At 66.7% G+C, this 23,814-nt stretch carries 28 protein-coding genes; 11 read left to right on the forward strand and 17 right to left on the reverse strand.

What is annotated here, in order from left to right; all coding sequences use genetic code 11:
• The 4 genes from ACFDS3_RS12800 to ACFDS3_RS12815 form a co-directional block, all read right to left on the reverse strand.
• Positions 1-561 (reverse strand): cupin domain-containing protein (locus ACFDS3_RS12800; RefSeq protein WP_375262743.1); only part of this gene is annotated, 561 nt, incomplete at its 3' end.
• Between the two features lie 55 nt (positions 562-616).
• Complete coding sequence (locus ACFDS3_RS12805; RefSeq protein ID WP_375262744.1) at positions 617-2,011, reverse strand: sensor histidine kinase; 1,395 nt, start codon at positions 2,009-2,011, stop codon at positions 617-619.
• 10 nt (positions 2,012-2,021) lie between these two features.
• Positions 2,022-3,437, reverse strand: coding sequence for a dihydrolipoyl dehydrogenase family protein (locus tag ACFDS3_RS12810; protein ID WP_375262745.1), 1,416 nt, complete (start codon positions 3,435-3,437; stop codon positions 2,022-2,024).
• A 3-nt stretch (positions 3,438-3,440) separates the two neighbouring features.
• Entirely contained in the window at positions 3,441-4,172 is a 732-nt protein-coding gene (locus ACFDS3_RS12815) for a TVP38/TMEM64 family protein (RefSeq protein ID WP_375262746.1), read from the reverse strand.
• Between the two features lie 244 nt (positions 4,173-4,416).
• Here ACFDS3_RS12815 and rpmH point away from each other — a divergent pair, with 244 nt between their 5' ends.
• From rpmH to ACFDS3_RS12835, 4 genes are all read left to right on the forward strand, one after another.
• The gene (gene rpmH / locus ACFDS3_RS12820; RefSeq protein ID WP_036181318.1) at positions 4,417-4,551 is read left to right on the forward strand and encodes a 50S ribosomal protein L34; all 135 of its coding nucleotides are present in this window, start codon (positions 4,417-4,419) and stop codon (positions 4,549-4,551) included.
• Between the two features lie 10 nt (positions 4,552-4,561).
• Positions 4,562-4,936: a ribonuclease P protein component gene (gene rnpA, locus ACFDS3_RS12825; RefSeq protein ID WP_375262747.1), complete on the forward strand. Its 375-nt coding sequence runs from the start codon at positions 4,562-4,564 to the stop codon at positions 4,934-4,936.
• Complete coding sequence (gene yidD / locus ACFDS3_RS12830) at positions 4,933-5,175, forward strand: membrane protein insertion efficiency factor YidD (protein ID WP_375262748.1); 243 nt, start codon at positions 4,933-4,935, stop codon at positions 5,173-5,175. Before rnpA ends, yidD begins: the two co-directional genes overlap by 4 nt.
• 284 nt (positions 5,176-5,459) lie before the next feature.
• Positions 5,460-5,672, forward strand: coding sequence for a hypothetical protein (locus ACFDS3_RS12835; RefSeq protein WP_375262749.1), 213 nt, complete (start codon positions 5,460-5,462; stop codon positions 5,670-5,672).
• A 38-nt stretch (positions 5,673-5,710) separates the two neighbouring features.
• On the opposite strand, the gene ACFDS3_RS12840 is transcribed toward ACFDS3_RS12835, so the two are convergent.
• Complete coding sequence (locus ACFDS3_RS12840; RefSeq protein WP_375262750.1) at positions 5,711-6,235, reverse strand: DUF1353 domain-containing protein; 525 nt, start codon at positions 6,233-6,235, stop codon at positions 5,711-5,713.
• Positions 6,236-6,283: 48 nt separating this feature from the next.
• Here ACFDS3_RS12840 and ttcA point away from each other — a divergent pair, with 48 nt between their 5' ends.
• The 7 genes from ttcA (at position 6,284) to ACFDS3_RS12875 (ending at position 13,049) form a co-directional block, all read left to right on the forward strand.
• Positions 6,284-7,120: a tRNA 2-thiocytidine(32) synthetase TtcA gene (gene ttcA / locus ACFDS3_RS12845; RefSeq protein ID WP_375262751.1), complete on the forward strand. Its 837-nt coding sequence runs from the start codon at positions 6,284-6,286 to the stop codon at positions 7,118-7,120.
• A 53-nt stretch (positions 7,121-7,173) separates the two neighbouring features.
• Positions 7,174-8,310, forward strand: coding sequence for a hypothetical protein (locus tag ACFDS3_RS12850; RefSeq protein WP_375262752.1), 1,137 nt, complete (start codon positions 7,174-7,176; stop codon positions 8,308-8,310).
• Positions 8,311-8,407: 97 nt separating this feature from the next.
• Positions 8,408-10,204 (forward strand): membrane protein insertase YidC, encoded by a 1,797-nt coding sequence (yidC, locus tag ACFDS3_RS12855; protein ID WP_375262753.1) that lies wholly within the window; start codon positions 8,408-8,410, stop codon positions 10,202-10,204.
• Positions 10,201-10,935, forward strand: a complete 735-nt coding sequence (locus tag ACFDS3_RS12860) for an MOSC domain-containing protein (protein ID WP_375262754.1) — start codon at positions 10,201-10,203, stop codon at positions 10,933-10,935. Before yidC ends, ACFDS3_RS12860 begins: the two co-directional genes overlap by 4 nt.
• Positions 10,932-11,576 carry a ribosome biogenesis GTP-binding protein YihA/YsxC gene (gene yihA, locus ACFDS3_RS12865; RefSeq protein ID WP_375262755.1) on the forward strand — a complete coding sequence of 215 codons (645 nt, stop codon included), beginning with the start codon at positions 10,932-10,934 and terminating at the stop codon, positions 11,574-11,576. Before ACFDS3_RS12860 ends, yihA begins: the two co-directional genes overlap by 4 nt.
• 100 nt (positions 11,577-11,676) lie before the next feature.
• Complete coding sequence (argB, locus tag ACFDS3_RS12870; protein ID WP_375262756.1) at positions 11,677-12,546, forward strand: acetylglutamate kinase; 870 nt, start codon at positions 11,677-11,679, stop codon at positions 12,544-12,546.
• Positions 12,543-13,049 (forward strand): histidine phosphatase family protein, encoded by a 507-nt coding sequence (locus tag ACFDS3_RS12875; RefSeq protein ID WP_375262757.1) that lies wholly within the window; start codon positions 12,543-12,545, stop codon positions 13,047-13,049. The genes argB and ACFDS3_RS12875 overlap by 4 nt, the downstream gene beginning before the upstream one ends.
• Positions 13,050-13,064: 15 nt before the next feature.
• Here the strand turns inward: ACFDS3_RS12875 and ACFDS3_RS12880 are convergent, their stop codons facing one another.
• The 12 genes from ACFDS3_RS12880 to rpsK all read right to left on the reverse strand — a co-directional run.
• Complete coding sequence (locus ACFDS3_RS12880) at positions 13,065-13,814, reverse strand: amino acid ABC transporter ATP-binding protein (RefSeq protein ID WP_375262768.1); 750 nt, start codon at positions 13,812-13,814, stop codon at positions 13,065-13,067.
• A 62-nt stretch (positions 13,815-13,876) separates the two neighbouring features.
• A complete protein-coding gene (locus ACFDS3_RS12885) occupies positions 13,877-15,172 on the reverse strand; it encodes an amino acid ABC transporter permease (RefSeq protein ID WP_375262758.1) in 1,296 nt (431 codons plus the stop codon).
• A gap of 26 nt (positions 15,173-15,198) precedes the next feature.
• Complete coding sequence (locus tag ACFDS3_RS12890) at positions 15,199-16,434, reverse strand: amino acid ABC transporter permease (protein ID WP_375262759.1); 1,236 nt, start codon at positions 16,432-16,434, stop codon at positions 15,199-15,201.
• Positions 16,435-16,550: 116 nt separating this feature from the next.
• Positions 16,551-17,570, reverse strand: coding sequence for an amino acid ABC transporter substrate-binding protein (locus ACFDS3_RS12895; protein ID WP_375262760.1), 1,020 nt, complete (start codon positions 17,568-17,570; stop codon positions 16,551-16,553).
• Positions 17,571-17,781: 211 nt separating this feature from the next.
• Complete coding sequence (locus ACFDS3_RS12900; protein WP_375262761.1) at positions 17,782-18,489, reverse strand: ATP12 family chaperone protein; 708 nt, start codon at positions 18,487-18,489, stop codon at positions 17,782-17,784.
• Entirely contained in the window at positions 18,490-19,140 is a 651-nt protein-coding gene (locus tag ACFDS3_RS12905) for an HAD-IA family hydrolase (RefSeq protein ID WP_375262762.1), read from the reverse strand.
• Positions 19,137-20,186, reverse strand: coding sequence for an RluA family pseudouridine synthase (locus ACFDS3_RS12910; protein WP_375262763.1), 1,050 nt, complete (start codon positions 20,184-20,186; stop codon positions 19,137-19,139). Before ACFDS3_RS12910 ends, ACFDS3_RS12905 begins: the two co-directional genes overlap by 4 nt.
• A complete protein-coding gene (gene crcB, locus ACFDS3_RS12915; RefSeq protein WP_375262764.1) occupies positions 20,183-20,557 on the reverse strand; it encodes a fluoride efflux transporter CrcB in 375 nt (124 codons plus the stop codon). Before crcB ends, ACFDS3_RS12910 begins: the two co-directional genes overlap by 4 nt.
• On the reverse strand, positions 20,554-21,876 hold the full coding sequence (locus ACFDS3_RS12920) for a replication-associated recombination protein A (RefSeq protein WP_375262765.1): 1,323 nt from the start codon (positions 21,874-21,876) through the stop codon (positions 20,554-20,556). The genes crcB and ACFDS3_RS12920 overlap by 4 nt, the downstream gene beginning before the upstream one ends.
• A 129-nt stretch (positions 21,877-22,005) precedes the next feature.
• Positions 22,006-22,419 (reverse strand): 50S ribosomal protein L17, encoded by a 414-nt coding sequence (rplQ, locus tag ACFDS3_RS12925; RefSeq protein WP_375262766.1) that lies wholly within the window; start codon positions 22,417-22,419, stop codon positions 22,006-22,008.
• 155 nt (positions 22,420-22,574) lie between these two features.
• The gene (locus tag ACFDS3_RS12930; protein WP_375262767.1) at positions 22,575-23,591 is read right to left on the reverse strand and encodes a DNA-directed RNA polymerase subunit alpha; all 1,017 of its coding nucleotides are present in this window, start codon (positions 23,589-23,591) and stop codon (positions 22,575-22,577) included.
• A gap of 117 nt (positions 23,592-23,708) precedes the next feature.
• A partial coding sequence (gene rpsK, locus ACFDS3_RS12935) for a 30S ribosomal protein S11 (RefSeq protein ID WP_375262769.1) occupies positions 23,709-23,814 on the reverse strand: 106 nt, incomplete at its 5' end.

A 23,814-nucleotide genomic window follows, 5' to 3' on the forward strand; every position in this document is an offset into this window, starting at 1 on the left:
CATGTCGTGGCGCAGGTCGGCGGGATCGACGAAGCGGGTGGTGGCCCAAACGCCGCCGGTGTCGGGCATCGGGGTCGGTGCGACCTCGACGTCGCTGGTGAAGATCGGCTCGGGCGCGTCGATGCCGGATGCCGCGACATAACGTTTGCGGACCCAGTGGAAGGTCAGCGTGTCCTCGGCGCGAAGCGACCAAGCGGCCCCGGCGGGGATGTAGACGAAGCTGCCCGCCCTGATCTCGCGCCCATTACCGTTCACGGTGATCCGCCCCGCCCCGCCGGTGACGAAGAGCGCGCCCTGCGCCTCGGGGTTCGGTTCCGGCGCGTCGGAACCGCCGCCGGGGGAAACCTCCATCAGGTAGTGCGAGAACGTCTCGGCAAAGCCCGTCATCGGGCGCGCGATGATCCAGAGCCGCGTCTTGTCCCATCCCGGCAGGGCCGAGGCAGTGATGTCGCGCACTGTCGTTCCGGGGATGATGGCGTAGGCGTCCGTGAAGACGGCGCGTGTCTCCATCAGCTGCGTCTGAGGCGGCAGGCCGGCGGGGGGGATGTGATAGTCGGGCATCTGGGTCTCCTTCGCGGCGCAAGGTGACCGGAACCGCGGGCGGCGTCGAGTGGCCCTATTCGGCCGCGTCGAGGCGGATGACGGTCTTGGGCATGCGGATCTCGAACGCGGTGCCCTCGGGGCCGGTGGCGACGAGGTGCAGCTCTCCGCCGTGGCCGCGCACGAGGTCCTGCGCGATGGTCAGGCCCAGCCCCGTGCCACGCTTGGATGCGGATTGGAACGGCTGGAACAGGTGGGCGCGCGCCTTTTCGGGCAGGCCGGGGCCGGTATCGGCGACGCGGATGATCCAGTCGGCCTCGGTCTCGTCGGCCGAAATGGCGATCTCGCCCGGCCGCCCCTGCGAGACCATCGCCTGCCGCGCGTTGCGCACCAGGTTGCCCAGCACGCGGTAGAGCTGTTCCGGGTCAGCGCGCAGGGTCATGCCGGCGGGGACGTCCTCGGCGAACGAGATCTCGGCATCGCCCGCCGCCAGCCGCTCGCCGTCGAGCACGTCGGACACGAGATCGGCCAGCATCACGCGGGTCAGCTGCGGCGGCGGCTCTTCGGCCTTGCCGAAGGCGAGCGTGGACTCGCAGATCGAGATGGCGCGGCTGATCGAGCTCATGAGCTTGGGCGCGAGGCGCGACACGGTGGGGTCGGACGAGTCCTCCATCCGGTCGGCAAAGAGTTGCGCCGTAGTCAGCACGTTGCGCAGGTCGTGGCTGATCTTGGCGACCGCGCCGCCAAGCTGCGCAAGACGTTCCTTCTGGCGCAGGGCCGACGTCAGCTGGGTCTGCATGGATTGCAGGGCAACCTCGGCGCGGCGCAGCTCGTCCACGCCGGCGGTGGGTTCGATGATCCGGCGGGCATCCTCGGGGGCGGCGGCGTAGCTTTGCATCGCCTCCACGACACCGCGGATCGGGCGGACGAGAAAGCGGCGCACGGCGGCGAACAGCAACAGTGCTGTCACGACCGAAATCACCGCCGACAGGATCAGAATGCGGATGCCGTAGTCGATCATGGCCGCCTGCAGGGGGCCGGCGGCCATTGTGACCTCGATCAGCTCGCCCCCCTCGCGGACCGGCGAGCCGATCACCCGGATCACTCGATCACCGCCCGAAAACAGGGCGCGCATGGCATCGGTGATTAGCTCGAAGCCGCTCGGGTCGCGCAGGTCGTAGGTGCCCGAGATCGGCGCAGGAATGGTCGAGGACAGCGCAAGCTGCCGCGTCTGGTCGCGCACCAGGACGACGTTGTAGACTTCGGCGTTGCGAAGAAGCTCCTGCTCGAGCTCGGGCGAGATCGTCTCGCCGGCCAGCAGCGCCAGCGACGCAATCTGCGCGCGTTCAAGGCGCGAGGACAGGTAATCCTCGCGGAAGCGCGCGACCGACGGCACGAAGATCAGCACCTCGGCGAGCATGACGAAGCCGATGGTCAGGATCAGGAAGCGGCCTGAAAGGGTGTTCAGCATCGGCCCTCGCTCATGGCAGGTACCTCTGGACCAGCCGCACGGCGCGCTTGATCTTATCGTTCTCGAACAGGATTGGCGAGAAGTAGGCGCCGGCCGCGCGCTTGTTGATTTCCATCAGCGTGGGATAGGGCAGCACGGTGTTCGAGATCGCGCGCATCCTTGTCCCGTTGGCGATGGCCAGCGCCCAGGTGGAGATCAACTCCCCGGCCTCGGCACCGACGATGGTGGCGCCGACCGGCTTGCCCCCCACGACCGCGACCTTGACGAATCCCGTGGTCTGCCCCGTCGCGTTGGCGCGGTCGTTCTCGTCGTAGTTGACGCGCACGACGCGGACCTTGTCGCCGTGCCTCTCGCGGGCCTGCGCCTCGGTGAGGCCGACCTGGGCCAGTTCGGGGTCGGTATAGGTGCACCAGGGGATGTGGGACTGCCTGGCCTTGGTGGGCTTGCCGAACAAGATCTGCGGGATGACGACGGTCGCATGATAGCTTGCGACATGGGTGAACTGCATTCGCCCTGCCGCATCGCCGATCGCGAAGACGCGCTTGTTGGTGGTGGAGCGCAGGCGGTCGTCCACGGTGACCGCCTTGTCATGGGCGATGCCCGCCTTGTCGAGGTCCAGCCGGTCCAAGTTTACGCTGCGCCCCACGGCGACCAGAAGATGCGAGCCGGTATAGCTGCCGCCCCCTGTCTCGACCCTGATCCCGTCGGGGCCTTTGGTGACGCGCTTGGCGTTGTGACCCTCGACAATCTCGACTCCCTCGGAGCGGAGCCGGTCGAGCACGACAGCCGCCGCATCGGGATCATCCTTCGGAAGCGCCTTCGACCCCTCGATGATCGTCACCCGACACCCAAGGCGGCGGTGCGCCTGCGCCAGTTCCATCCCGACATTGCCGCCACCGATGACCAGCAGGTGGTTCGGGCGCTCGCGCAGGTCGAAGATCGTCTCGTTCGTGAGGTAATCGACGCCGTCCAGCCCCTCGATCGGGGGCACGAGGGGGCGCGAGCCGGTGGCGATCACGATGCGGCGGGCGGTGATCTCGTGGCTGTCGGTGGCGATGGTGCGCTCGCCGGTGAAGCGCGCCCACTCGCGGATGACGCGGACGCCCATCCCCTCGAACCGCTCCTGGCTATCCATGGGCGCGATGGCCTCGATGGCGCGGGCGACGTGGTCCTTGGTGGCGCCGTAGTCGATTCGCGGCTCGACCGGAGCGATTCCGAACGGTCCCGAGTTGGCCATGCCGTAGGCGCGCGCGGCGCTGGCGATCAGGGATTTCGACGGGACGCAGCCATAGTTCAGGCAGTCGCCGCCCATCTTGTGCCCTTCGATCAGGACGACGTTCGCCCCCATCTGCGCGGCGCCAGAGGCGACGGACAACCCGCCCGAGCCGGCCCCGATGATGCAGACGTCGCAGATGATCTTTTCCATGAATCAGACCCCTTTCCTGCCGCGCACGGCCTTGAGGATGATGGGCAGCGCCGCAAGAAGGCAGAGACCGAGGATCGGCAGCAGCACTTCGGGCGCGAAGATGATGGACAGGTCGGGGGTCTCGCCCTGGGCGAAGACCTCGCCCAGGCCCGCGCCGACCGAGGTGAAGACGAGCGCCCCCGGCATGATCCCGAAGAACGTGGTGATCGCGTAGCGCCAGAGCGGGACGCCCATGAAGGCGGGCACGAGATTGGCGACGAAGAACGGCACCGCCGGGACCAGGCGGATGAGGAACAGCATCGACCACTGGTTCTCGTCGATGCCCTCCTTGATGCGGCGGACCATGCCCTGGCTCGCATTCATCCGCGCAGCCAGCCGATCGCCGAGCCCCCAGCGCGCGGCCAAGAAGATGGCGATTGCGCCTATGGTTGCCGCCGTGACGTTGTAGAGGACGCCGGGAAAGAGTGAGAACAGGAAGCCGCCCGTCAGCGTGGCGAGGGTTGCGCCGGGCAGCGAGAAGACGACGATCAGCGCGTAGGTGGACATGAACGCGAGGACGGCAGCAGCATAATGCGCGTCGCGGAACGCCAGCAGCCGCTCGCGATTCGCGGCGAGCGTCTCGAAGCTGGCCCAATCGCTCAGGGTGAACGCACCGACGAGCGCAACAATGGCGATCACGAGGATCGGCAGGCGCTTCAGCCAGGGGCTCGGGGCTGTTTTCGTGGTGTCGGCCATGGATCCTCGTCCTAGAGTGGGTCAATCGCAGGGACCTTGGCCGGTTCCACGTTCCGCAGTAAGCGGCCTCACGCGCGATTGACCGGGCGGCTGGCCGCGGTGAGCGGTTGAAGCAGTCGCACGGCCGGCGCAGGTGTTGACAGGCTCCCCTGCCTCGCTTATGGCGCGAGCCTTATTCGAATGACCGCGTCCATGCGGGCCACACGATGGCTCCGGGCGCCCTGACCACTCATGGGAGTGACCGATGAAGCGCACGTTCCAGCCCTCGAACCTCGTCCGCAAGCGCCGCCACGGCTTCCGTGCCCGCATGGCGACGAAAGCCGGCCGTAAGATCCTGAACGCCCGCCGCGCGCAAGGCCGGAAGAAGCTGTCCGCCTGATCGCCGCGTCATGGCCGACACACCGCCCGCCGCGCCCGTGCCCGGCGGGTCTTTGTCGTTGGAACGTCTGAAGGTTCGCGCAGACTTCCTGCGCGCGGCCCGTGCCCGCGTAGTACGGCGTAACGCCTTCATGCTGCAGGCCCGCGACCGGGGCGAGAACGGCCCGCCTCGCATTGGTTTCACCTGCTCGAAGAAGGTCGGCAACGCCGTCGCCCGCAACCGCGCCAAGCGACGGCTGCGCGAGGTCGCGCGGCTTGACCTGCCGGCCCTCGCCCGGCCCGGCTGGGACTACGTGCTGATCGGCCGGCGCGACATGACCGCGGCCGAGGACTTTGCGCAGCTGCGCGCGGAGTTCGCCCGCGCCATCGAGATCGCCCACCGATGAGCCCCGCTGCGCACCTGCTGGCCCTGCCCGTGCGCGCCTACCGCCTGATCCTGTCGCCCTGGGTCGGCCACAACTGCCGCTATTACCCGACCTGCTCGGCCTATGCGCTGGAAGCGCTGCGTGCCCACGGCGCCGCCCGCGGTGGATGGCTGACCCTGCGCCGCATCGCCCGCTGTCATCCTTGGGGCGAATCCGGTGTGGATCCTGTCCCGCCGCGCAAGCGACATTCCCACCACTGATCACGCTCGCGTGAAATAATGATGCGCCTTGCGTGCAACCCTGTGGTACGCACAGGCACCCACGCGAATCACGTATGAAAGGGGGCGTACATGTCAGAGTTCCGACGCACGATGTCCCCGCGACGTGGGCACTGGCTCCGACCGTTCACCGGCTGAGCTGACCGCCCCTCGGGGCAATTCCCACCGCTGAACCGCTTTCGCCCGGCCTCGCCGGGTGCATCGGTGCGCGATCATTTCCAACCATCGACACCAGAGGCGGCCCCTGTTCCGGGGCCGGAGACCACATGATTCAGACCGCCCGGACTCCGTCCATCGTCATAGATGCCGCGATTGCCGAGTATGGCGCACGCCGCGTCCTGATGCGCTCCCTGCGCGTGCTCTTTCTGCGGCGGAAAATACCGACGCCCAAAGGCGATGCCCTGCCGAACCACCTGCGGAGGGATATCGGCCTGCCGCCCGTCGCCCCGCCCATGACGGGGTGGGACTACCTTCGGTAGAAAAGGCGCATCCGGCACACACCGCCGGGCGCGCCACCCTATACCCGCGGCACGATCATCGGCACGTCATACGCCTCGTCGTCCAGATCGGCGAAGACCGGCCGCGCCTCGGACAGGAACGGGCGCCCGCCGAAGGTGCGCACGGCAAGGTAGATCGCCTGCCGCCGCACCGGCTTTACCCCCGCCGCCTCCATCGCCAGCAGCATCACGCGGTCGGCGAAGGCGCGGTCAGTCTCTGTTGGGATGTGACCCACCACGCGCCACGCGACATAGAGCCAGTCATGGATGATGGCCGCCTCGAGCCACGGCCCCACCCGCCCGACGAACCACCTGAGCCACCACGGAACCGAGGTCAGGTCGGTGATCAGCCCCCGCGGCGCCGTGATCGTGCGCGGCTCGCCATCGACCACGACCTCGACGTCATAATCGCGGGCGAGGATGTAGTCGCCATCCTCGCCCAATCGCTCCAGCAACTGCGCCTGCGGGCGGATCAGCAGGAGCGCCGTCAGGTAGCGCACGCTCGACAGTTCGGCGGGGCCGTCGGGATACGGGTTCGTGAACATCGTAGGCTCCTTCTTTGCCTCGGCCGCGGAATACCGTATTGCGGCCTCATGCTCGACGAAGCCGACGATATCCACGCGCTCTTTCACGGAGCGCCCAAGACCACGGAGTTCAAGAAGCTCCGCAAGCGCATCGTGCAGAACACGCGCGAGGCGGTCGAGCAGTATGGCATGGTGCGCGAAGGCGATCGCTGGCTCGTGTGCCTGTCGGGCGGCAAGGACAGTTACACGCTGCTCGCCGCCTTGACCGAACTGCAATGGCGCGGCCTTCTGCCGGTCGAGATCCTGGCCTGCAACCTCGACCAGGGGCAGCCGGGCTTTCCCGCAACCGTCCTGCCCGAGTTCCTCGATCGGATGGGCGTTCCACACCGGATCGAGTACCAGGACACCTACTCCATTGTCATGGACAAGGTGCCGCAGGGGCGGACCTTCTGCGCGCTCTGCTCGCGGCTGCGGCGGGGGAACCTGTATCGGATCGCGCGCGAAGAGGGGTGCTCGGCCATCGTGCTGGGCCACCACCGCGACGACATCCTCGAGACGTTCTTCATGAATCTCTTCCACGGCGGCCGCTTGGCGACGATGCCGCCGAAGCTGGTGAACGAAGAGGGCGACCTGTTCGTCCTGCGTCCCCTCGCCCATGTGGCCGAAGAGGATTGCGAGCGGTTTTCCCGCGCAATGCAGTACCCGATCATCCCCTGCGACCTGTGCGGCAGCCAGGACGGGCTGCAACGTCAGCAGGTGAAGCAGATCCTCGACGGTTGGGAGAAGAACTCTCCGGGCCGACGGCAGGTGATGTTCCGGGCGCTGATGAACACGCGGCCGTCGCACCTGCTTGACCCCGAGCTGTTCGATTTTGCCGGCCTCGACGTGAAACCGGCCGAGTCTTAACCGGGCGCTTACACTCCCCGTCCTACGGTGACATCGTTCAGGGGAGACCGCCGATGACCGCCAACCTGATCGCCCTGCTCTCGTCCGCCTTCGCGGGGGTGTTTGGTGACGCCTGGCTCCGGCGCCGCAACCCGTCGGCGCCTGATTTTCCCACGCGCGTGGTCGAGGCGATCTCCGGCAGGCCCGGCGGAGCGCTGGTCCTGGTCGAGGGGGCGGGGCTGGACCCCGCGGCGCTTTCGGGTGACCTGCTGGGCCCGCGGGACGAGGTGCTGGCGGGCGACGGGCGTTTTGCGGTGCGCCTGGACGCGCCGGGGCGAGATGCCGAGTTCGCGCGGTGGCTCTGCCGGGCACAGGTCGCTCTCGAGGAACGAGGCGGCACCGTACGCATGGGCGCGACGCGAACGGGGCCGGACGCCTGGCCCGAAGATCACCTAGCGCGAGCCGAACGCGCCCTCGCCCGCGCTACCTCGGACGAGACCGCGGTCGCCATCGATGACCACGCTCCCCGGGCTGTCGCTTTCGATACCGCCGTAATCACCTTCACGGAGATGCCGATCCTGTGCGCCGAAAGGGGCCGCCTTGTCGCGGTCGAGCCCGTCGCGCCGCCCGAACTGGAACGCTGCCCGGCCGCCTCGCCCGAAGAGGCCCGCCGCCTGTTCCTCGCGCGGTTGAAAAGCGGCGCGAGGATGCTTGGCCGGCATGGCGACGCGGCGCGGCTCAGCCTGCCCCTGTCGGACGACCTCGCGGGCGATCCCGACCTGCATGTCGCGCTCGTCTTCGCCCTTGACGGGTGCGAGCTGGAGCCTGAGCGCGTGACGCTGCGTATCGGCGCCGGCCTTCCCGCGACGAGCGAAAAGGCGCTCGCGGCGACCGGCTGCACGATCTCCACCGCCGCGCCCACGGCGTGCGCGGTCGGCGTGGGGCCGCATTGGCTGCCGCCCACGCTGGTGCGCGACATGGACAGCGACGAAACGGCACGGAGTCGCGTGGCCGCGATCCTCGCACAGGCCACTGAGACCGGGGCAGAGGTGCTTGCGGGCGACGTCGCCTCGCCCGAAACGGCACACATGCTCGTGACACTTGGCTGCACGCTCGTCGCGGGTCCCGGGGTCCCGCCACCCAGTTCTGAGCACCCGATTGCCCCTGCGAAGGGCGAGGAGGACCACCCCGGAAGCGCCTCGGGCGGTTGACGGCCCCGTGCGCGCGACCCGAAACGCCTTGACGATCTCTCTGCCCGGCTGTTGAACACGCCACGATTGACGGACAGCAACCGGGGGCGCAGGCGCCATGGACGATCAGAACCGCAACATGATCCTCGCGATCGTCCTGAGCGCGCTCGTCATCCTCGGGTGGACGATCTTCTTCCCACCCGAAGACGCGACGATGACCGACGATCAGGTCAGCGAAAGCAGCGCTCCGGCGGACCCCGCGACCGCCCCCGCCCCTCCGGGATCGGCCGACGCACCGCAGGACGGATCGCCCGCCGCGATCGCCCAGGATGCCCCCCGGATCGAGATCGACACGCCGTCCCTGTCGGGCTCGATCTCGCTGATCGGCGGTCGGATTGACCAGCTGGCGCTCAAGAACTACCACGTGGAGGTCGATCAGAGCTCGCCCCTGGTCGAACTTCTGAACCCCGTTGCCAGCGATCGCCCCTACTATGCCCTCTTCGGATGGGCTCCGGGCGGCGACCTGGCCTACGAGGACGTGCCGGGCTCGCAGACGCCCTGGCAGGTGGTCGAGGGCGAGACGCTGTCTCCCGACAGCCCGGTCACGCTCGAATGGGACAATGGCAGCGGCCTCGTGTTCCGCCGCACGATCTCGGTCGACGAGGACTACATGTTCACCGTCGAGCAGTCGGTCGAGAACACGACCGGCTCGTCCGTCCGCCTCGCCCCCTACGGCACCGTGGCCCGCCACGGCGACATGGACCTCGCCGGCTTCTTCATCCTGCACGAAGGCGTCGTGCGCATGTCCGATGGCGAGTTGCAGGAGCTTGACTACGACGACCTACCCGATCTCGACCAGCTGCCGCGCGAGGGTGGCCCGGCAGACGTGATCGAAGTGATCGAGGACGGCTGGATCGGCTTCACCGACAAGTACTGGATGACGACGCTGATCCCGACGCCCGGCACCAGCTTTACCAGCGTCGCCAAGTTCGTGCCATCGGGAGAGATCTATCAGACCGAGGCCCGCCTGCCGACGCTTGAAGTCGCACCAGGCGAAACCGGCTCCACATCCCTGCGCCTCTTTGCCGGCGCCAAGGAGTGGGAGACGATCCTGAACTACCAGGAACAAGGGATCGACCGCTTCGTCGATTCGATCGACTGGGGCTGGTTCTTCTTCCTGACCAAGCCGATCTTCGTCGTCCTGCACTGGCTCAACGGCGTAATCGGCAACATGGGCTGGTCGATCATCATCCTGACGCTTGGGATCAAGGCGCTGCTTCTGCCCTTGGCCTACAAGTCCTACGTCTCGATGGCGAAGATGAAAGAGCTTCAGCCCGAGATGGAGAAAATGAAGGAGAAGGCGGGCGACGACCGCCAGAAGCTTCAGCAGGGCATGATGGAGCTCTACAAGAAGAACAAGGTGAACCCGGCGGCGGGCTGTCTGCCGATCCTGTTGCAGATCCCGATCTTCTTCTCGCTCTACAAGGTGATCTTCGTCACGCTTGAACTGCGCCACGCCCCGTGGATTGGCTGGATCAACGACCTGTCGGCGCCTGATCCGACCTCGATCCTGAACCTCTTTGGGCTGCTGCCCTGGGACGCGCCGGACCCGACCTCGTTCCTGGCGATCCTGTCGCTGGGCGTGCTGCCGATCCTGCTCGGTATCTCGATGTGGCTGCAGCAAAAACTGAACCCGGCACCCGCCGACCCCGCGCAGGCGATGATCTTTGCCTGGATGCCTTGGGTGTTCATGTTCATGCTGGGTCGGTTCGCCAGCGGGCTGGTGCTGTACTGGATCGCGAACAACACGATCACCTTCGCCCAGCAATACGCGATCATGCGCAGCCAAGGGTACAAGCCAGACGTGCTGGGCAACATCCTCGGGACGTTCCGGCGGAAAAAGGACGCGAAATGAGGGTTGCGGCGCTCCACCGGCACCCTGTCAAGGGGATCGGGTGTGAGGCGGTCTCGGCCGTCACCCTGACCGCGGGCGCGCCGTTTCCCGGCGACCGGGCATGGGCCGTTGCGCACGGGCGCGCGCCTGATCGCGAAGGTTGGTTGCCCAAGGCCGCCTTCCTGCAGGTCATGGCCGGCCCCGAGCTTGCCGCCATCCTCGCCGAGAGCGACGGGGATCAGGTGACCCTGTCCCACCCCGCCCGGCCGACGCGGACCTTCTCGCTTCCCGCCGACGGTCCTGCGCTCGTGGACTGGGTCCGCCCGCTTTGGCCCGAGGACAAGCCCGCGCCGGCAACCTTGGTTCGCGCCCCCGCACAAAGCATGGCCGACAACGGGCGTGCCACGGTGCACATCCTGTCGCAAGCGACGCTCGACGCGCTGAGCAAGGCGGCCGGGCAGCCGATTCAGGCTGAACGGTTCCGCGCCAATGTCGTGCTGGCAGACGTGCCGGCCTGGGCCGAGCTGGACTGGATCGACCGGCAACTGGATCTTGGCAGCGCCGGTGTGCGGGTGCTCGAGCCGACGGGCCGGTGCCGGGCGACCGATGCCAACCCCGAAAGCGGCGCGCGCGATGTCGAGATGCTGGACCTTCTGAAGCGCGCGGTCGGCCACACGCATGTCGGCGTCTATGCCGAGGTGATCCGGGACGGCGACGTGAAGGTCGGCGACAGCGCGGAGATCCTCACATGAGCCTGCCCTTCCCCGAGGCCGAGCCGACCTCCGAAGAGATCGAGGCCGGCACTCGGCTGTTCCGACAGGACACCGAGTTCCTGAAGGGCGTCGTCGCAATGGACGGTCTGCCCCCGGATGACCGGGTCGAGATCTGCTTTGCGGGCCGGTCCAATGTCGGCAAGTCGAGCCTGATCAACGCGCTGACCGGGCGGCGAAATATTGCCCGCGCCTCGAACACGCCGGGTCGCACGCAAGAGGTCAACTTCTTCACGCTCGGGTCGCTCTACCTTGTCGACCTGCCGGGCTATGGGTTCGCCAACGCGCCGTTGCATGTTGTCCAGCAGTGGCAGAACGTGATGCGGGCCTACCTCGGCGGGCGGGCCAACCTGCGCCGGGCCTTCCTGCTGATCGACCATCGCCACGGCCCCAAGCCGGTCGATGTCGACATCATGGATCTGCTCGACAAGGCCGCCGTTCCCTTCCAAGCGGTGCTGACGAAGTCGGACAAGGTCAAGGCGGCCGACCGCGAGCGCACCCAGGCGGCTCTGCGGGAAACGCTGTCCCGCCACCCCGCCGCCTACCCCGAGATCGTCGTGACCTCGTCCGAGACGGGCGACGGGATCGACGCGTTACGCGCGGTCATCGCCGGCATCGACTGAGGCGGCCACGGGCGGCAGGCTCTGGCGAAACAGGGACGCTGCGTCTAGAAAGGATGCGCGGGGCCGCTACCTCGCCCGTTTTCGTCATCAAGTAGGCCCAATGACCGAGACTCACCCCGCCTCCGAAGACTGGGCCCAGACAGCCCACACCCTGTCCCAGGCCCTGCCCTTCTTCCAGCGCTACGCAGGCGCCACGGTCGTCATCAAGCTGGGCGGTCACGCCATGGGCTCGGACGAGGCCATGCGCAGCTTTGCCCGCGACGTGGTGCTGATGAGCCATGTCGGCGTGAACCCCGTGATCGTCCACGGCGGCGGCCCGATGATCAACGCGACGCTGAAGGCGCAGGGCGTCGAGAGCGAGTTCGTGAACGGCAAGCGCGTGACCGACGCCGCAACGATCGACGTGGTCGAGATGGTCCTGTCCGGCCTTGTCGGCAAGCGCATCGTTCAGGCGATCCAGGCCGAGGGCGGCACCGCCGTCGGGATCTCGGGCAAGGACGCGCGGCTGATGGTCTGCGAGCAGACGGACCCCAAGCTTGGCTTCGTCGGCACGCCGGTCGAAATGAACCCGGCCTTCCTCGAGCGGCTGAAGGACAGCAAGACCATCCCGGTGATCGCCCCGATCGGGATGGGCTCGCATGGCGAGACCTACAACGTGAACGGCGACACGGCGGCCGGCGCCATCGCAGCGGCCCTGAAGGCCGACCGCCTGTTGCTGCTGACTGACGTGGCCGGCGTTAAGGGCAGCGATGGCGAGGTGATCTCGGAGATTACGCCCGAGGCCATCCGCCAACTGACCGAGGACGGCACGATCTCGGGCGGGATGATCCCCAAGACGGAAACCGCGCTTTCGGCCATCGACGGCGGCGTCCGCGCGGTCGTGATCCTGGACGGAAGGGTGCCGAACGCGTGCCTTCTGGAGCTCTACACCCAAGCGGGCGCGGGCACCCTGATCCGGGGAAAGCGGTGAGCCTGCGGCTCATCCTGACGCGACACGCGAAGTCGGCTTGGGACGACCCTGCTCTCGACGACCACAACCGCCCCCTGACCCCCCGCGGGCAGACATCCGCCGCCGCCATCGGGCGATGGCTGGGCGAGAACGGCTACCGCCCCGAGGTTGCGTTGCTGTCCACCGCACGGCGCGTCGTCGAAACCTGGGAGGGCATCAGCCCGCGCCTGGGGGCCGAGCCGGAAGTGGTGTGGGACGGCGCGCTGTTCCATTCCTCGCCCGACACGATGTTGTCCGCTTTGGCGGCGCGGGTAGAGGACTGCGCTATCCTGATCGCGCACAACCCGGGCATGGCAACACTGGCGCAGCAACTGGTCCGCGACCGGCCGGCCCGTGACGAGTTCGCGTATTTCCCGACCTGCGCTACGCTGGTCCTGGATTTCGAGGCGGCGTCCTGGGACGACATCGCGCCGCACGGGGGCCGCGTGGTAGACTTCGTCGTGCCGCGCGACCTGATCGACTGAGCCTTCGTCCCGGCCTCAGTGCCCGAGGATCTGGCTCAGAAACTGCTTTGTGCGGTCGGATTTCGGATTGCTGAAGAACTCTTCGGGCTCGTTCTGCTCGACGATCTGGCCGTCCGCCATGAAGATCACGCGGTTTGCGACCTGCCGGGCGAAGCCCATCTCGTGCGTGACGCAGATCATCGTCATCCCCTCTTCGGCAAGCTCGATCATGGTGTCGAGCACCTCCTTGATCATCTCAGGGTCTAGCGCCGAAGTCGGCTCGTCGAAAAGCATGATCTTGGGCCGCATGCAGAGCGACCGCGCAATGGCAACGCGCTGCTGCTGACCGCCCGAAAGCTGGCCAGGATACTTGTTCGCCTGGTCGGGGATCTTCACCTTTTCGAGGAAGTGCATCGCGGTTTCCTCGGCCTCGCGCTTGGGGGTCTTGCGGACCCAGATCGGCGCGAGGGTGCAGTTTTCGAGGATGGTCAGGTGCGGGAACAGGTTGAAGTGCTGGAAACACATCCCGACCTCCGAGCGGATCTTGTCGATCTGCTTGAGGTCCGAGGACAGGCGCGTGCCGTCCACGGTGATGGCGCCCTTCTGGTGCTCTTCCAGCGCATTGATGCAGCGGATCAGTGTAGATTTGCCGGACCCCGAGGGCCCGCAGATGACGATCCGCTCACCCTTGTAGACCGTGAGGTCGATGTCGCGCAGCACGTGAAAGTTGCCGTACCACTTGTTCATGTCGTCGATTTCGATCGCGACCTCGTCCGAAACCTGCATTTGGCTGCGATCGGCCGTGATCTCGGATGCGACGGTGTTTGCCGTGTCCATGAGTGCGCTCCTTAGCGGTGGTCCGTGGCGAGGCGACGCTCGAGCCACTGGGAGTATTGCGAGATGCCGTAGCAGGTGACGAAGAACAGGAGCGCGGCAAAGCCGTAGAGTTCCCAGTAGACGCCGTTCCAGTCGGTCGAGGCCAGGATCGGGCCGCGGATCATGCCCACCACGTCGAACATCGAGATGATCGAAACGAGCGTGGTGTCCTTGAAGAGCCCCACCGACACGTTGACGATGCCGGGGATCGAGATCTTGAGCGCCTGCGGCAGGATGATCAGGCGCATCGCCTGAAAATAGTCGAGGCCAAGGCTGTCGGCGGCCTCGTACTGCCCGCGCGGCAGAGCGGCGAGGCCGCCCCGGATCACCTCGGCGATATAGGCCGACGCGAACATGGTGATCATGATTATGACTCGCAGGATCAGGTCGAACGTCGTCCCCGGCGGCAGGAAGTAGGCCAGCACCACGTTTGCCACGAAAAGCAGCGTGATGAGCGGCACGCCGCGGATGAACTCGATGAAAGCTACGCAGAAATACTTGATGATCGGCAGGCGCGACTGCCGGCCAAGGGCAAGCAGGATGCCGAAGGGCAGCGATAGGGAAACGCACACCGTGCCGAGGATCATGTTTAGCATGTAGCCGCCCATGTCGCGGCTCGCGATCACCTCGAGCGCGAGGAAACGCGGCGCCTCGCCCGCCAGATAGCCGCCGAGCCACCAGACGATCACTGCCGCAACCACCGCGGCGCCGAGCGCGAGGGCAAAGCCGTAGCGTTCGACGGCCTTGAAGGCCATGTAGGCGCCGATCAGCCCCAGAAGCGCCGCCAGGGGCGTCAGGATCGTGCCGCCCCACAGCAGCCAATACGCGACGAACGGGTAAAGCAGCGTCAGCACGAGCAGACGGCGCGGGACGTCCGGAAAGAGCACCGGCGCCGCCGCCGCAAAGAGGAGGAGGAAGGCGAGGAATGGGCGCCAGTATTCCGACTGCGGAAACGCGAACCCGAAGATCAGCTGATTCCACCGCTCGGTCAGGACGGCAAAGCAGCCTCCCGGCCCGCCGGCCGCAATCTCGCGGCATTCGCCGAGGGACGAGGCCTGCCAGATGCCGCCCAGAAGCCACGGCAGCAACGTCGCCAGCAGGACGTAGATCACGTAGAGTGCGGCAATCGTCAGGATTGCGTTCGGGATGGTGGGGAACAGGTTCTCGCGCACCCACTTGAACGCCCCCGACTCACGCGTGGGCGGCGCCTGCTCAGGGATGAAGCTTTCGCGGACATAGGCGACAGACTGGGCGTGGGTGTCAGACATTCACGCGCTCCTTCGGGCGGGCCATCTCAGCGCTCCTTCAGCGAAACGGATGCGTTGTAGAGGTTCATCACGCCCGAGATCGACAGGCTGATGATGAGGTAGAACAGCATCAGCAGCAGCACGCACTCGATCGCGCGGCCGGTCTGGTTCAACGTGATACCACCCAAGGTCGCCGTGATGTCGGCATACCCCACCGCAATCGCGAGCGAGGAGTTCTTGGTCAGGTTCAGGTATTGCGAGATCAGCGGCGGCACGATCACCCGCAGTGCCTGCGGCAGCACGACAAGGTTCATGATCCGCCGGGGCCGGAGGCCAAGCGCGGCCGCCGCCTCGGTCTGCCCTCTTGAGACCGACAGGATGCCGGCGCGCACGTTCTCGGCGATGAAGGCGCCGGTATAGACCGAAAGGGCGAGCCAGAGCGCGATGAACGGCTTTCCGATCAGCGTGCCGCCCTGGATGTTGAAGTTGTTCGACGCGACGTCCGGCCGGATGAACGAGAACGAGCCCAGCGTCAGTTGCGCGACCACCACGGGCACGATCAGGATCGCCCAGGCCGGCCACGACGGCAGCAGCCTGCCCGAGCTGTAGAGCGTCCGCTTCACATAGGAGCGCCAGACGAAGAAGCCGACGATCCCGAGGAACAGAGCCCCGACGACGATGGGCCAGCCGGGGCCGATCTGCACGGCGGGCGCGTAGAGACCGCGGTTGGTGAAGGCCAACATGCCCAGGAACAGGCCGCTTTCGGGTTCGACCGAGCCGCCGCGCGTCAGGAAATCGCGCGGGGCAGCCCCCGACAGCGTGACCAGCGCGCTGATGATGAGGATCCAGATCAGCACCGGCACGTTGCGGAACGCCTCGACATAGACGGACATGAGCCGCCCGACGAGCCAGTTCTTCGACAGGCGCAGAACGCCCGCGGTGACCCCGATGAGCGTCGCCAGGATGCACCCCGCGACTGCGACGAGCAGCGTGTTGATCACGCCGACGATGGCCGCGCGCAGATGAGACGAACGGCTCGTATACTCGATCAGCGTCTGGTTGATGTCGTAATTCGCCGGATTGTCGAGGAAGCCGTAGGAGAAACTCAGGCCGGCGGCTGCCAGGTTCTGGACAAGGTTCTTCCCCAGCCAGGCGACGAGGAAGATAATCGCGACGAGGGCGATGAACTGGAAGGTCAGACCCCGATAGCGGGTGTCGCTGATGAGCATTCCCGGACGGAAGCCGCGACGCTGTGGGGGGTCATGATCGGAAATGGAGGCCATCTCGGTTCCGTCTGCCTACACGTTCCCAATCCGGCGCGAGCCGGGTCGATGCGCAATGGAATTGGGGAAACGCCTTTGGGTGAAGGGGGCGCCGTCGGCGCCCCCTTGCGGTGTGCTTAGCGGAACGGTTGCGCGTAAAGCAGGCCGCCGTTCGTCCACTGTGCGTTCAGACCGCGCGCAAGGCCGATCGGGGTATCCTCGCCGATGTGGCGGGCGAAGAGTTCGCCGTAGTTGCCGCCGGCCGAGATCGCCTTGACGGCCCAGTCGTTCTCGAGGCCGATCATGGCGCCAAGCTCGCCCTCGGTGCCGAGCAGGCGGTTCACCTCGGGGTTGTCGCCGGCGGCCGAGGCCATGTCCTGCACGTTGGCAGAGGTCACGCCGTATTCCTCGGCCGCGATCAGTGCGTTCAGGGTCCAGCGGACGACGTCAGCCCACTCGTTGTCGCCGTGGCGCACGGCCGGGCCCAGCGGCTCTTTGGAGATGATCTCGGGCAGGATCACGTGATCGCTCGGATTCTCGAACGAGGCGCGCGTCGCGGCGAGGCCCGAGGCGTCGGTCGTGTAAGCGTCGCAGGCACCGGCAAGGTACTGCTGCTGCGCTTCGCCGTTGGTCTCGATCGGGACGGGCTCGTAGCTGATGTTGTTCTTGCGGAAGAAGTCCGCGAGGTTCAGCTCGGTCGTGGTGCCGGTCTGGACGCAAACCGTCGCGCCGTCGAGGTCCTTGGCCGAGGTGACGCCAAGCTCTTTGGGGATCAGGAAGCCCTGACCATCATAGTAGTTCACGCCGGTAAAATCGAACTTCAGGTCGTTGTCGCGGCTGAAGGTCCAGGTGGTGTTCCGGGCCAACAGGTCGATCTCACCCGAGGCGAGCGAGGTGAAGCGGGTCTTGCCGGTCGTCGGCACGAACTCGACCGCGGCCGGATCACCCAGCACGGCCGCCGCCACGGCGCGGCAAACGGCAACGTCGAAGCCTTCCCACTCACCATTGGCATTGGGTGCCGAGAAGCCGGCCAGGCCGGTGGACACGCCGCAGTTCAGGGTGCCGCGGTCCTTGACGTCCTGGAGCGTCTGGGCGCCGGCGATCCCTGCGACCATCATGGTCGCGGCCGCGGTGCCGAGAAATACGGTGGTTTTCATAGATACCTCTTCCTGCATTGCCCGGCGCGAGGCCGGATCGGATTGGCCGGACGATACCGGCAGTGGCAAGGAGCCCGATGAGCCCCGAACGCCAGAGAGTGTGTCGCTATTCATCGCCATGCGTCAACCCGCCGATCACAGAATGGCATGACGTTTTTGACTACGAGATCAACAAGTGCCCGGAGATTACGCACGCAGTTCCGCAGGTCGCCTAGGTGGAAAGCGCCCAGAACCTGTGCGCGTCGAGGAACGCGCGGCGCTTGATCGCCGCGACCTCTTCGGCCTCTTCGTCGCGGCCCCATTCCTCGGCCTGCCACTCCTCGTCGAGGCGCGACAGTTGCCAGATCTCTTCGGGCGAGCGTGCGCCCCAGGCAGCGGCGTGGGCCAGCACAAGCGACCCCGACAGCGCCACAAGATCGTGGAAGGCTGCGAGGCGGAACGGCGACATCTGGGACATCGGCGCCGCCAGCCGGTCGAGCGCGTCGCGATCCTGCGCCACGGGCATCACCCCATGCGTGACGGCAAGCCGAGCACCGAAGGTCTGCTCGGCCCAGTCAAGCAGCGGGTCCCATAGCTGCGACTGCTGCTCGGCAAGGGCACGGGGAGACTGGGCGCGATAGCTAAGGAGGTCGGTGCCGCCATATTCGGCCAGCATCGCGGCAACCGCCATCTTTTGCGACGCGACCTTGTCGATGGCCGAGTTTGCGGTGCGGGTCATCGGCATGGTGCCGGGATCCACGACCTTTTCCTGCGCGTCCCACTCGGCCGCGACGGCCTTGGCCAACCCTTCAGTCGGCAGGACCAAGGCGGCACCGGCGGGGGTGCGCACCGGCTTGTCGTCCAGCAGAACCCGCGCACCGGCATCCGTGGGTTCGGTGCGGGCGGTCTTCCAGAAGCGTTTCGGGGCCCAGTCGGACATTCAGCTCTCCCAAATCTGGTGAAGGGCGTCGACAAGCGCGGCGGGCGTTTCGACCATCGCCTGTGCCCCGGCCGCGCGCAGGTGTTCGGGCGGGTGATATCCCCACGCGACGCCAAGCGCAAAGATGCCGGCGTCGCGCGCCATCTGCATGTCGAAGGTCGAGTCGCCTATCATCACGGCGTGTTCAGGCGCCACCGAGGTCTCGGCCAGCGCTGTCTGGATCATCGACGGGTGCGGCTTCGACGGATGGTCGTCGGCGCATTGCGCGGTGCCGAGCCGAAAGCCGTGCGCATCGATCATCGCCCGGAGGCCCCGCCGCGAAGCCCCTGTGGCGATACCTATCAGGATCTCGGGCTCCGCCCCGAGCGTGTCGAGCGCGGCCTTGATGCCGGGAAAGGTCGGGGCCGGCGCCTTGGCCCGCGCGGCCGCGTAGTGAGCCTTGTAGGCGGCCAGCATGTCCGCATGATCGGCCTCCGGCGCAAGACGCTCGAACACCAGCGGAAGGGACAGGCCGATACAACCCAGCACCGCCTCCCGGTCCGGCGCAGCCCGGCCGGCGGCGGCGAAGGCGGCGTTCATCGACGCCACGATGTGCCCCTGACTGTCCACGAGCGTTCCGTCGAGGTCGAAAAGCGCGAGCCGCAGGGTCATTCCTCGGGCGGGGCGAACGGATCGTCGGGTGCCTCTGACGGCAGCCATTCCAGCGCGTCCCACGTACGCTTCATGTGCTCGGGCAGCGGCGCCGTCAGGGCCAGGGGCGCACGCGTGACCGGGTGCTCGAAGCTGAGCGAACGGGCGTGGAGGTGAAGCTTCTTCGACAGGTCCCCGCCCAGCTGTGCCCCCCAGCCGTCGCCCAGGTTCTCCTGCCCCGAGCCACCATATTTGCCGTCGCCGACGATGGGGTGGCCGATTTCGGCCATGTGGGCGCGAAGCTGGTGGGTGCGGCCGGTGATCGGTTCCAGCGCGACCCAGGCCACCCGGCCGCCGAGCGCCGAGAGGGTGGTGAAATGCGTCTCGGCCCGCTTGGCGCCTTCGGTGTCGCGCACGTCGTCGGGGTGCAGGCAGAACATCTTTTCGCCCTCGCCACCCGCGCCATGACCGGGGGCCTTCACCAGCCCGAACTTGATCGCGCCGTCCCGCGGCGAGGGCACGCCGGCGACCGCCGCCCAGTAGATCTTGCGCGTGCGCTTGTGACGCAGCGCTTCGGCCAGCCCCTTGGCCGCCAGCCGCGTGCGGGCCAGCAGCAGGACGCCCGACGTGTCCTTGTCGAGGCGGTGGACGAGCTTCGGCTTATCCTCGTCGCCCTCTTCCATCAGCGCTTCGGCGAGCCCGTCGACATGGCGCGTCTGCTTCGATCCGCCCTGCGTCGGCAGGCCCGGCGGTTTGTTCAGCGCAATGATGTGCTCGTCGCGGTAGATCACGCAGGATCGGATCAGCTTGGCGTCGGCGTCGCTGACGCGGGGGCTGCGCAGGATCTCGGGAGCGGCGACGTCGGGGAGCGGGGGGATGCGGACCTCCTGCCCCTCTTCGACGCGCGTGGCGCCCTTGGCGCGGGCGCCGTCCACGCGGATCTCGCCCTTGCGGCACATCTTTTCGATGCGCCCCTGCGGGACGTGCGGGTAGTGCTTGCGGAACCAGCGGTCGAGCCTCTGGTCCCCCTCGCCCTCTTCGATTTTTCGCGTGTGAACGCCGCTCATGCCATCGCCTTCGCCAATTCGAGCCCGAGATACAGCGCGCCGAGCCCCGCGCCAACCGACAGCGCCATATAGAGGATCGCAGTCCCTGTCTGCCCCCCCTGCATGAGGCTCACGGCTTCGAGAGAAAAGGACGAGAACGTGGTGAAGCCGCCCAGGATGCCCGTGGCCACGAAGGGGCTGAGCGCAACCAGCCCCAGCCGCCCAGCCACCCCGGCGAACAATCCCATCAACAAGCACCCCGCGACGTTGACGGTGAGCACGCCAAGCGGCATTCCGGGACCCGCGATGCGTGCCACGCCGACGCCAACGAGATAGCGGAACGACGCGCCGATGGCCCCGCCTGCGGCGACCTGCAACAGCGTTCCGATCACGAATCCTGCCCCTTCTGCCGCTTGAGACGAAGCGACACGAACCAGTCGAGCCGCTTCTTCAATTCGCGCTCGAATCCGCGCTCCTTCGGCAGATAGTAGACGCCCCGCTTCATGCCGTCCGGGAAGTAATTCTGGCCGGAGAACGCATCCTCTGCATCATGGTCATATTCGTAGCCCGCGCCGTAGCCCTGCTCTTTCATCAGCCGGGTGGGCGCATTGCGGATGATCTTGGGCGGCGGCTCGGACCCGGTGGTCTTGGCCGCACGCATCGCCTCTTTGTAGGCGGCGTATCCGGCGTTGGATTTCGGCGCGAGGGCGAGGTAGGTGACCGCCTGCCCCAGCGCCAGTTCCCCTTCGGGCGAGCCGAGGCGTTCGTAAGTCTCCCACGCGTCGAGGCAAACACGCTGCGCCTGCGGATCGGCGAGGCCGATATCCTCGACCGCCATACGCGTGATGCGCCGGGCGAGGTAGCGCGGGTCCTCTCCGCCGTCGAGCATCCGCGTCAGCCAGTAGAGCGCAGCGTCAGGATCACTGCCCCGGACGGATTTGTGCAGCGCCGAGATCAGGTTGTAATGCGCATCGCCGGACTTGTCGTACTGCGCCGCACGGCGCTGCAGCCGGGACTGCAGGGCCTTGGGATCAAGCGGCGCCTCAATCTTCCACGCCATCACCTGCTCGGCCAGGTTCAAAAGCGCGCGCCCGTCGCCGTCTGCCATCTCGAGCATCTGTGCCCGAGCCTCGGACGTCAGGGGCAGCGGGCGGCCCAGTTCTGCCTCGGCGCGCTGCGCGAGGCGTTCGAGCTCGGCGTGCGAAAGCCGCTTCAGCACCAAGACCTGCGCGCGCGAGAGGAGCGCGGCGTTCAGTTCGAACGAGGGATTCTCGGTCGTTGCGCCGATTAAGAGGATCGTGCCGTCCTCCATATGCGGCAGGAAGCTGTCCTGCTGCGCCTTGTTGAAGCGGTGGATCTCGTCGACGAACAGCAGCGTCCCCTGCCCGTTTGCGCGGCGGTGACGGGCCGCGTCGAAGACCTTCCGCAGGTCGGGCACACCGGTGAAGATCGCGCTGATCTGGACGAAGGCGAGGTCGGTCTCGTGCGCCAGTAGCCGCGCAACGGTCGTCTTGCCGACGCCGGGCGGGCCCCAGAAGACAAGGCTCGACAGGGTGCCGGACTCCAGCATGACCCCAAGGGGACCGTCGGGCCCGATCACATGCGCCTGCCCGATGACCTCAGACAGGCGTTGCGGCCGAAGCCGGTCCGCGAGGGGGCGCGGCGCGGTATCGGGGACCGTCGCGGGGGCTTTGTCGAAGAGGTCTGGCATGACGGCCAAATCCTACCGGCTGACGAAGGCGGAGGAAAGCGGCCTTGCACCCGGCCGTTCCATTGCGGCGAAACGCAAAACGGCGGAGCATTGCCCCGCCGTTTCAATCATGTCTTGCGCAGTCGACGCTTATTCGGCGTCTTCGGCTTCGAGGCGGGCGCGGTCTGCGGCGCCCTTGGCGTCACGGTCGCGATCCACGAATTCGATGATCGCCATCGGCGCCATGTCGCCGTAGCGGAAGCCGGCCTTCAGGACACGGATGTAACCGCCCTGACGCTCGGCATAGCGCGGGCCGAGGATGTCGAAGAGCTTCTCGACATACTGGTCCTGCTTCAGCTGGGCGCGGGCCTGGCGACGGGCGTGCAGGTCACCGCGCTTGGCAAGGGTGATCAGCTTTTCGACGATCGGACGCAGTTCCTTGGCCTTGGGCAGGGTCGTCTTGATCTGCTCGTGCTCGATCAACGAGCCGGCCATGTTCGCCCAGAGCGCCTTGCGGTGCTCGTGGGTGCGGTTGAGGCGGCGGTATCCGCGGGCGTGACGCATTTTCTATCTCCTGAATCGCGTTTTGCTTTGTCCGGCCGGCGATGCGTGTCACCGACTCTCCTTGGGGCATGTGCCCGGTCTTAACTCTGTAGGAGTCTCGTGAGACTTCCGTGAGAGGCTCGTAGGAGGGCGCAGAACGCCCTCCTAACCGTTTCTTAGAAGTTGTCTTCGTACTTCTTGGCCAGGTCCTCGATGTTCTCGGGCGGCCATTCTTCAACGTCCATGCCAAGATGGAGACCCATCCCAGACAGCACTTCCTTGATCTCGTTCAGCGACTTGCGGCCGAAGTTCGGAGTCCGCAGCATCTCGGCCTCGGTCTTCTGGATCAGGTCGCCGATATAGACGATGTTGTCGTTCTTCAGGCAGTTGGCCGAACGCACCGACAGCTCCAGCTCGTCCACCTTCTTCAGCAGAAGCGGGTTGAACTCGAGGCCATCGTCGTCCGATGCGGCGCCACCCTGGTCGGGTTCGTCGAAGTTGACGAAAATACCCAGCTGGTCCTGCAGGATGCGCGCGGCATAGGCCACGGCGTCCTCGGCGCTGAGCGATCCGTCGGTCTCGACCTTGAGGGTCAGCTTGTCGTAATCCAGCACCTGGCCCTCGCGGGTGGGCTGAACGTCGTAGCTGACCTTTCGGATCGGCGAGTAGATCGCGTCGATCGGCATGAGGCCGATAGGCGCATCCTCGGGACGGTTCTTGTCGGCCGAGACATAGCCCTTGCCGGTGTTCACGGTCATCTCGATGAACAGGTCGGCGCCGTCGTCGAGGTGGCAGATCACGTGGTCCTTGTTCAGGACTTCGATCCCCTGGCTGACCGAGATGTCGCCAGCTTTGACCACCATCGGACCCTTGGCCGAGATCGAGACGCGCTTCGGCCCCTCGACTTCCATCTTGATCGCGACCCCCTTGAGGTTGAGGATGACGTCGGTGACATCCTCGCGCACCCCGGCAATCGAGCTGAACTCGTGCAGGACGTTGTCGATCTGCACGGTGCTGATGGCAGCGCCTTGCAGCGAGGACATGAGCACGCGGCGCAGCGCGTTCCCGAGGGTCAGGCCGAAGCCACGCTCCAGCGGTTCGGCGATCACGGTCGCCTGGCGCTGCGGGTCATTGCCGGGCTTGATCTCGAGCTGCTGGGGCTTGATGAGCTCCTGCCAGTTCTTGTGAAGCATGTATGTCTCCTCAATTCTCGTCGGCGGCCCATGCAAGACGCCCCGACACCCGAGGTGGAAAACGACGAACGCAGGCCGTGCAGCGGGGCACGGCCTGCGGTATTCTCGAAGATCCGATCAGACGCGGCGGCGCTTGGGCGGACGGCAGCCGTTATGGGCCATCGGCGTCACGTCGCGGATCGACGTGATGTTGAAGCCGACGGCAGCCAGGGCGCGCAGCGCG

The sequence above is a fragment of the Palleronia sp. genome (assembly GCF_042089775.1).
Taxonomy (GTDB): domain Bacteria; phylum Pseudomonadota; class Alphaproteobacteria; order Rhodobacterales; family Rhodobacteraceae; genus Palleronia.

Coding starts and splice junctions, on each gene's coding strand:
- ACFDS3_RS12890 (WP_375262759.1), bottom strand. CDS start 16,434: ATGGCCTCCATTTCCGATCATGACCCCCCACAGCGTCGCGGCTTCCGT.
- ACFDS3_RS12805 (WP_375262744.1), bottom strand. CDS start 2,011: ATGCTGAACACCCTTTCAGGCCGCTTCCTGATCCTGACCATCGGCTTC.
- ACFDS3_RS12895 (WP_375262760.1), bottom strand. CDS start 17,570: ATGAAAACCACCGTATTTCTCGGCACCGCGGCCGCGACCATGATGGTC.
- ACFDS3_RS12815 (WP_375262746.1), bottom strand. CDS start 4,172: ATGGCCGACACCACGAAAACAGCCCCGAGCCCCTGGCTGAAGCGCCTG.
- rplQ (WP_375262766.1), bottom strand. CDS start 22,419: ATGCGTCACGCCCGCGGATACCGCCGCCTCAACCGCACCCACGAGCAC.
- ACFDS3_RS12920 (WP_375262765.1), bottom strand. CDS start 21,876: ATGCCAGACCTCTTCGACAAAGCCCCCGCGACGGTCCCCGATACCGCG.
- ACFDS3_RS12930 (WP_375262767.1), bottom strand. CDS start 23,591: ATGCTTCACAAGAACTGGCAGGAGCTCATCAAGCCCCAGCAGCTCGAG.
- argB (WP_375262756.1), top strand. CDS start 11,677: ATGACCGAGACTCACCCCGCCTCCGAAGACTGGGCCCAGACAGCCCAC.
- ACFDS3_RS12835 (WP_375262749.1), top strand. CDS start 5,460: ATGATTCAGACCGCCCGGACTCCGTCCATCGTCATAGATGCCGCGATT.
- ACFDS3_RS12905 (WP_375262762.1), bottom strand. CDS start 19,140: ATGACCCTGCGGCTCGCGCTTTTCGACCTCGACGGAACGCTCGTGGAC.
- ACFDS3_RS12860 (WP_375262754.1), top strand. CDS start 10,201: ATGAGGGTTGCGGCGCTCCACCGGCACCCTGTCAAGGGGATCGGGTGT.
- ACFDS3_RS12850 (WP_375262752.1), top strand. CDS start 7,174: ATGACCGCCAACCTGATCGCCCTGCTCTCGTCCGCCTTCGCGGGGGTG.
- yidD (WP_375262748.1), top strand. CDS start 4,933: ATGAGCCCCGCTGCGCACCTGCTGGCCCTGCCCGTGCGCGCCTACCGC.
- ACFDS3_RS12910 (WP_375262763.1), bottom strand. CDS start 20,186: ATGAGCGGCGTTCACACGCGAAAAATCGAAGAGGGCGAGGGGGACCAG.
- ACFDS3_RS12840 (WP_375262750.1), bottom strand. CDS start 6,235: ATGTTCACGAACCCGTATCCCGACGGCCCCGCCGAACTGTCGAGCGTG.
- yihA (WP_375262755.1), top strand. CDS start 10,932: ATGAGCCTGCCCTTCCCCGAGGCCGAGCCGACCTCCGAAGAGATCGAG.
- ACFDS3_RS12900 (WP_375262761.1), bottom strand. CDS start 18,489: ATGTCCGACTGGGCCCCGAAACGCTTCTGGAAGACCGCCCGCACCGAA.
- ACFDS3_RS12880 (WP_375262768.1), bottom strand. CDS start 13,814: ATGCAGGTTTCGGACGAGGTCGCGATCGAAATCGACGACATGAACAAG.
- ACFDS3_RS12810 (WP_375262745.1), bottom strand. CDS start 3,437: ATGGAAAAGATCATCTGCGACGTCTGCATCATCGGGGCCGGCTCGGGC.
- rpmH (WP_036181318.1), top strand. CDS start 4,417: ATGAAGCGCACGTTCCAGCCCTCGAACCTCGTCCGCAAGCGCCGCCAC.
- ACFDS3_RS12885 (WP_375262758.1), bottom strand. CDS start 15,172: ATGTCTGACACCCACGCCCAGTCTGTCGCCTATGTCCGCGAAAGCTTC.
- ttcA (WP_375262751.1), top strand. CDS start 6,284: ATGCTCGACGAAGCCGACGATATCCACGCGCTCTTTCACGGAGCGCCC.
- rnpA (WP_375262747.1), top strand. CDS start 4,562: ATGGCCGACACACCGCCCGCCGCGCCCGTGCCCGGCGGGTCTTTGTCG.
- yidC (WP_375262753.1), top strand. CDS start 8,408: ATGGACGATCAGAACCGCAACATGATCCTCGCGATCGTCCTGAGCGCG.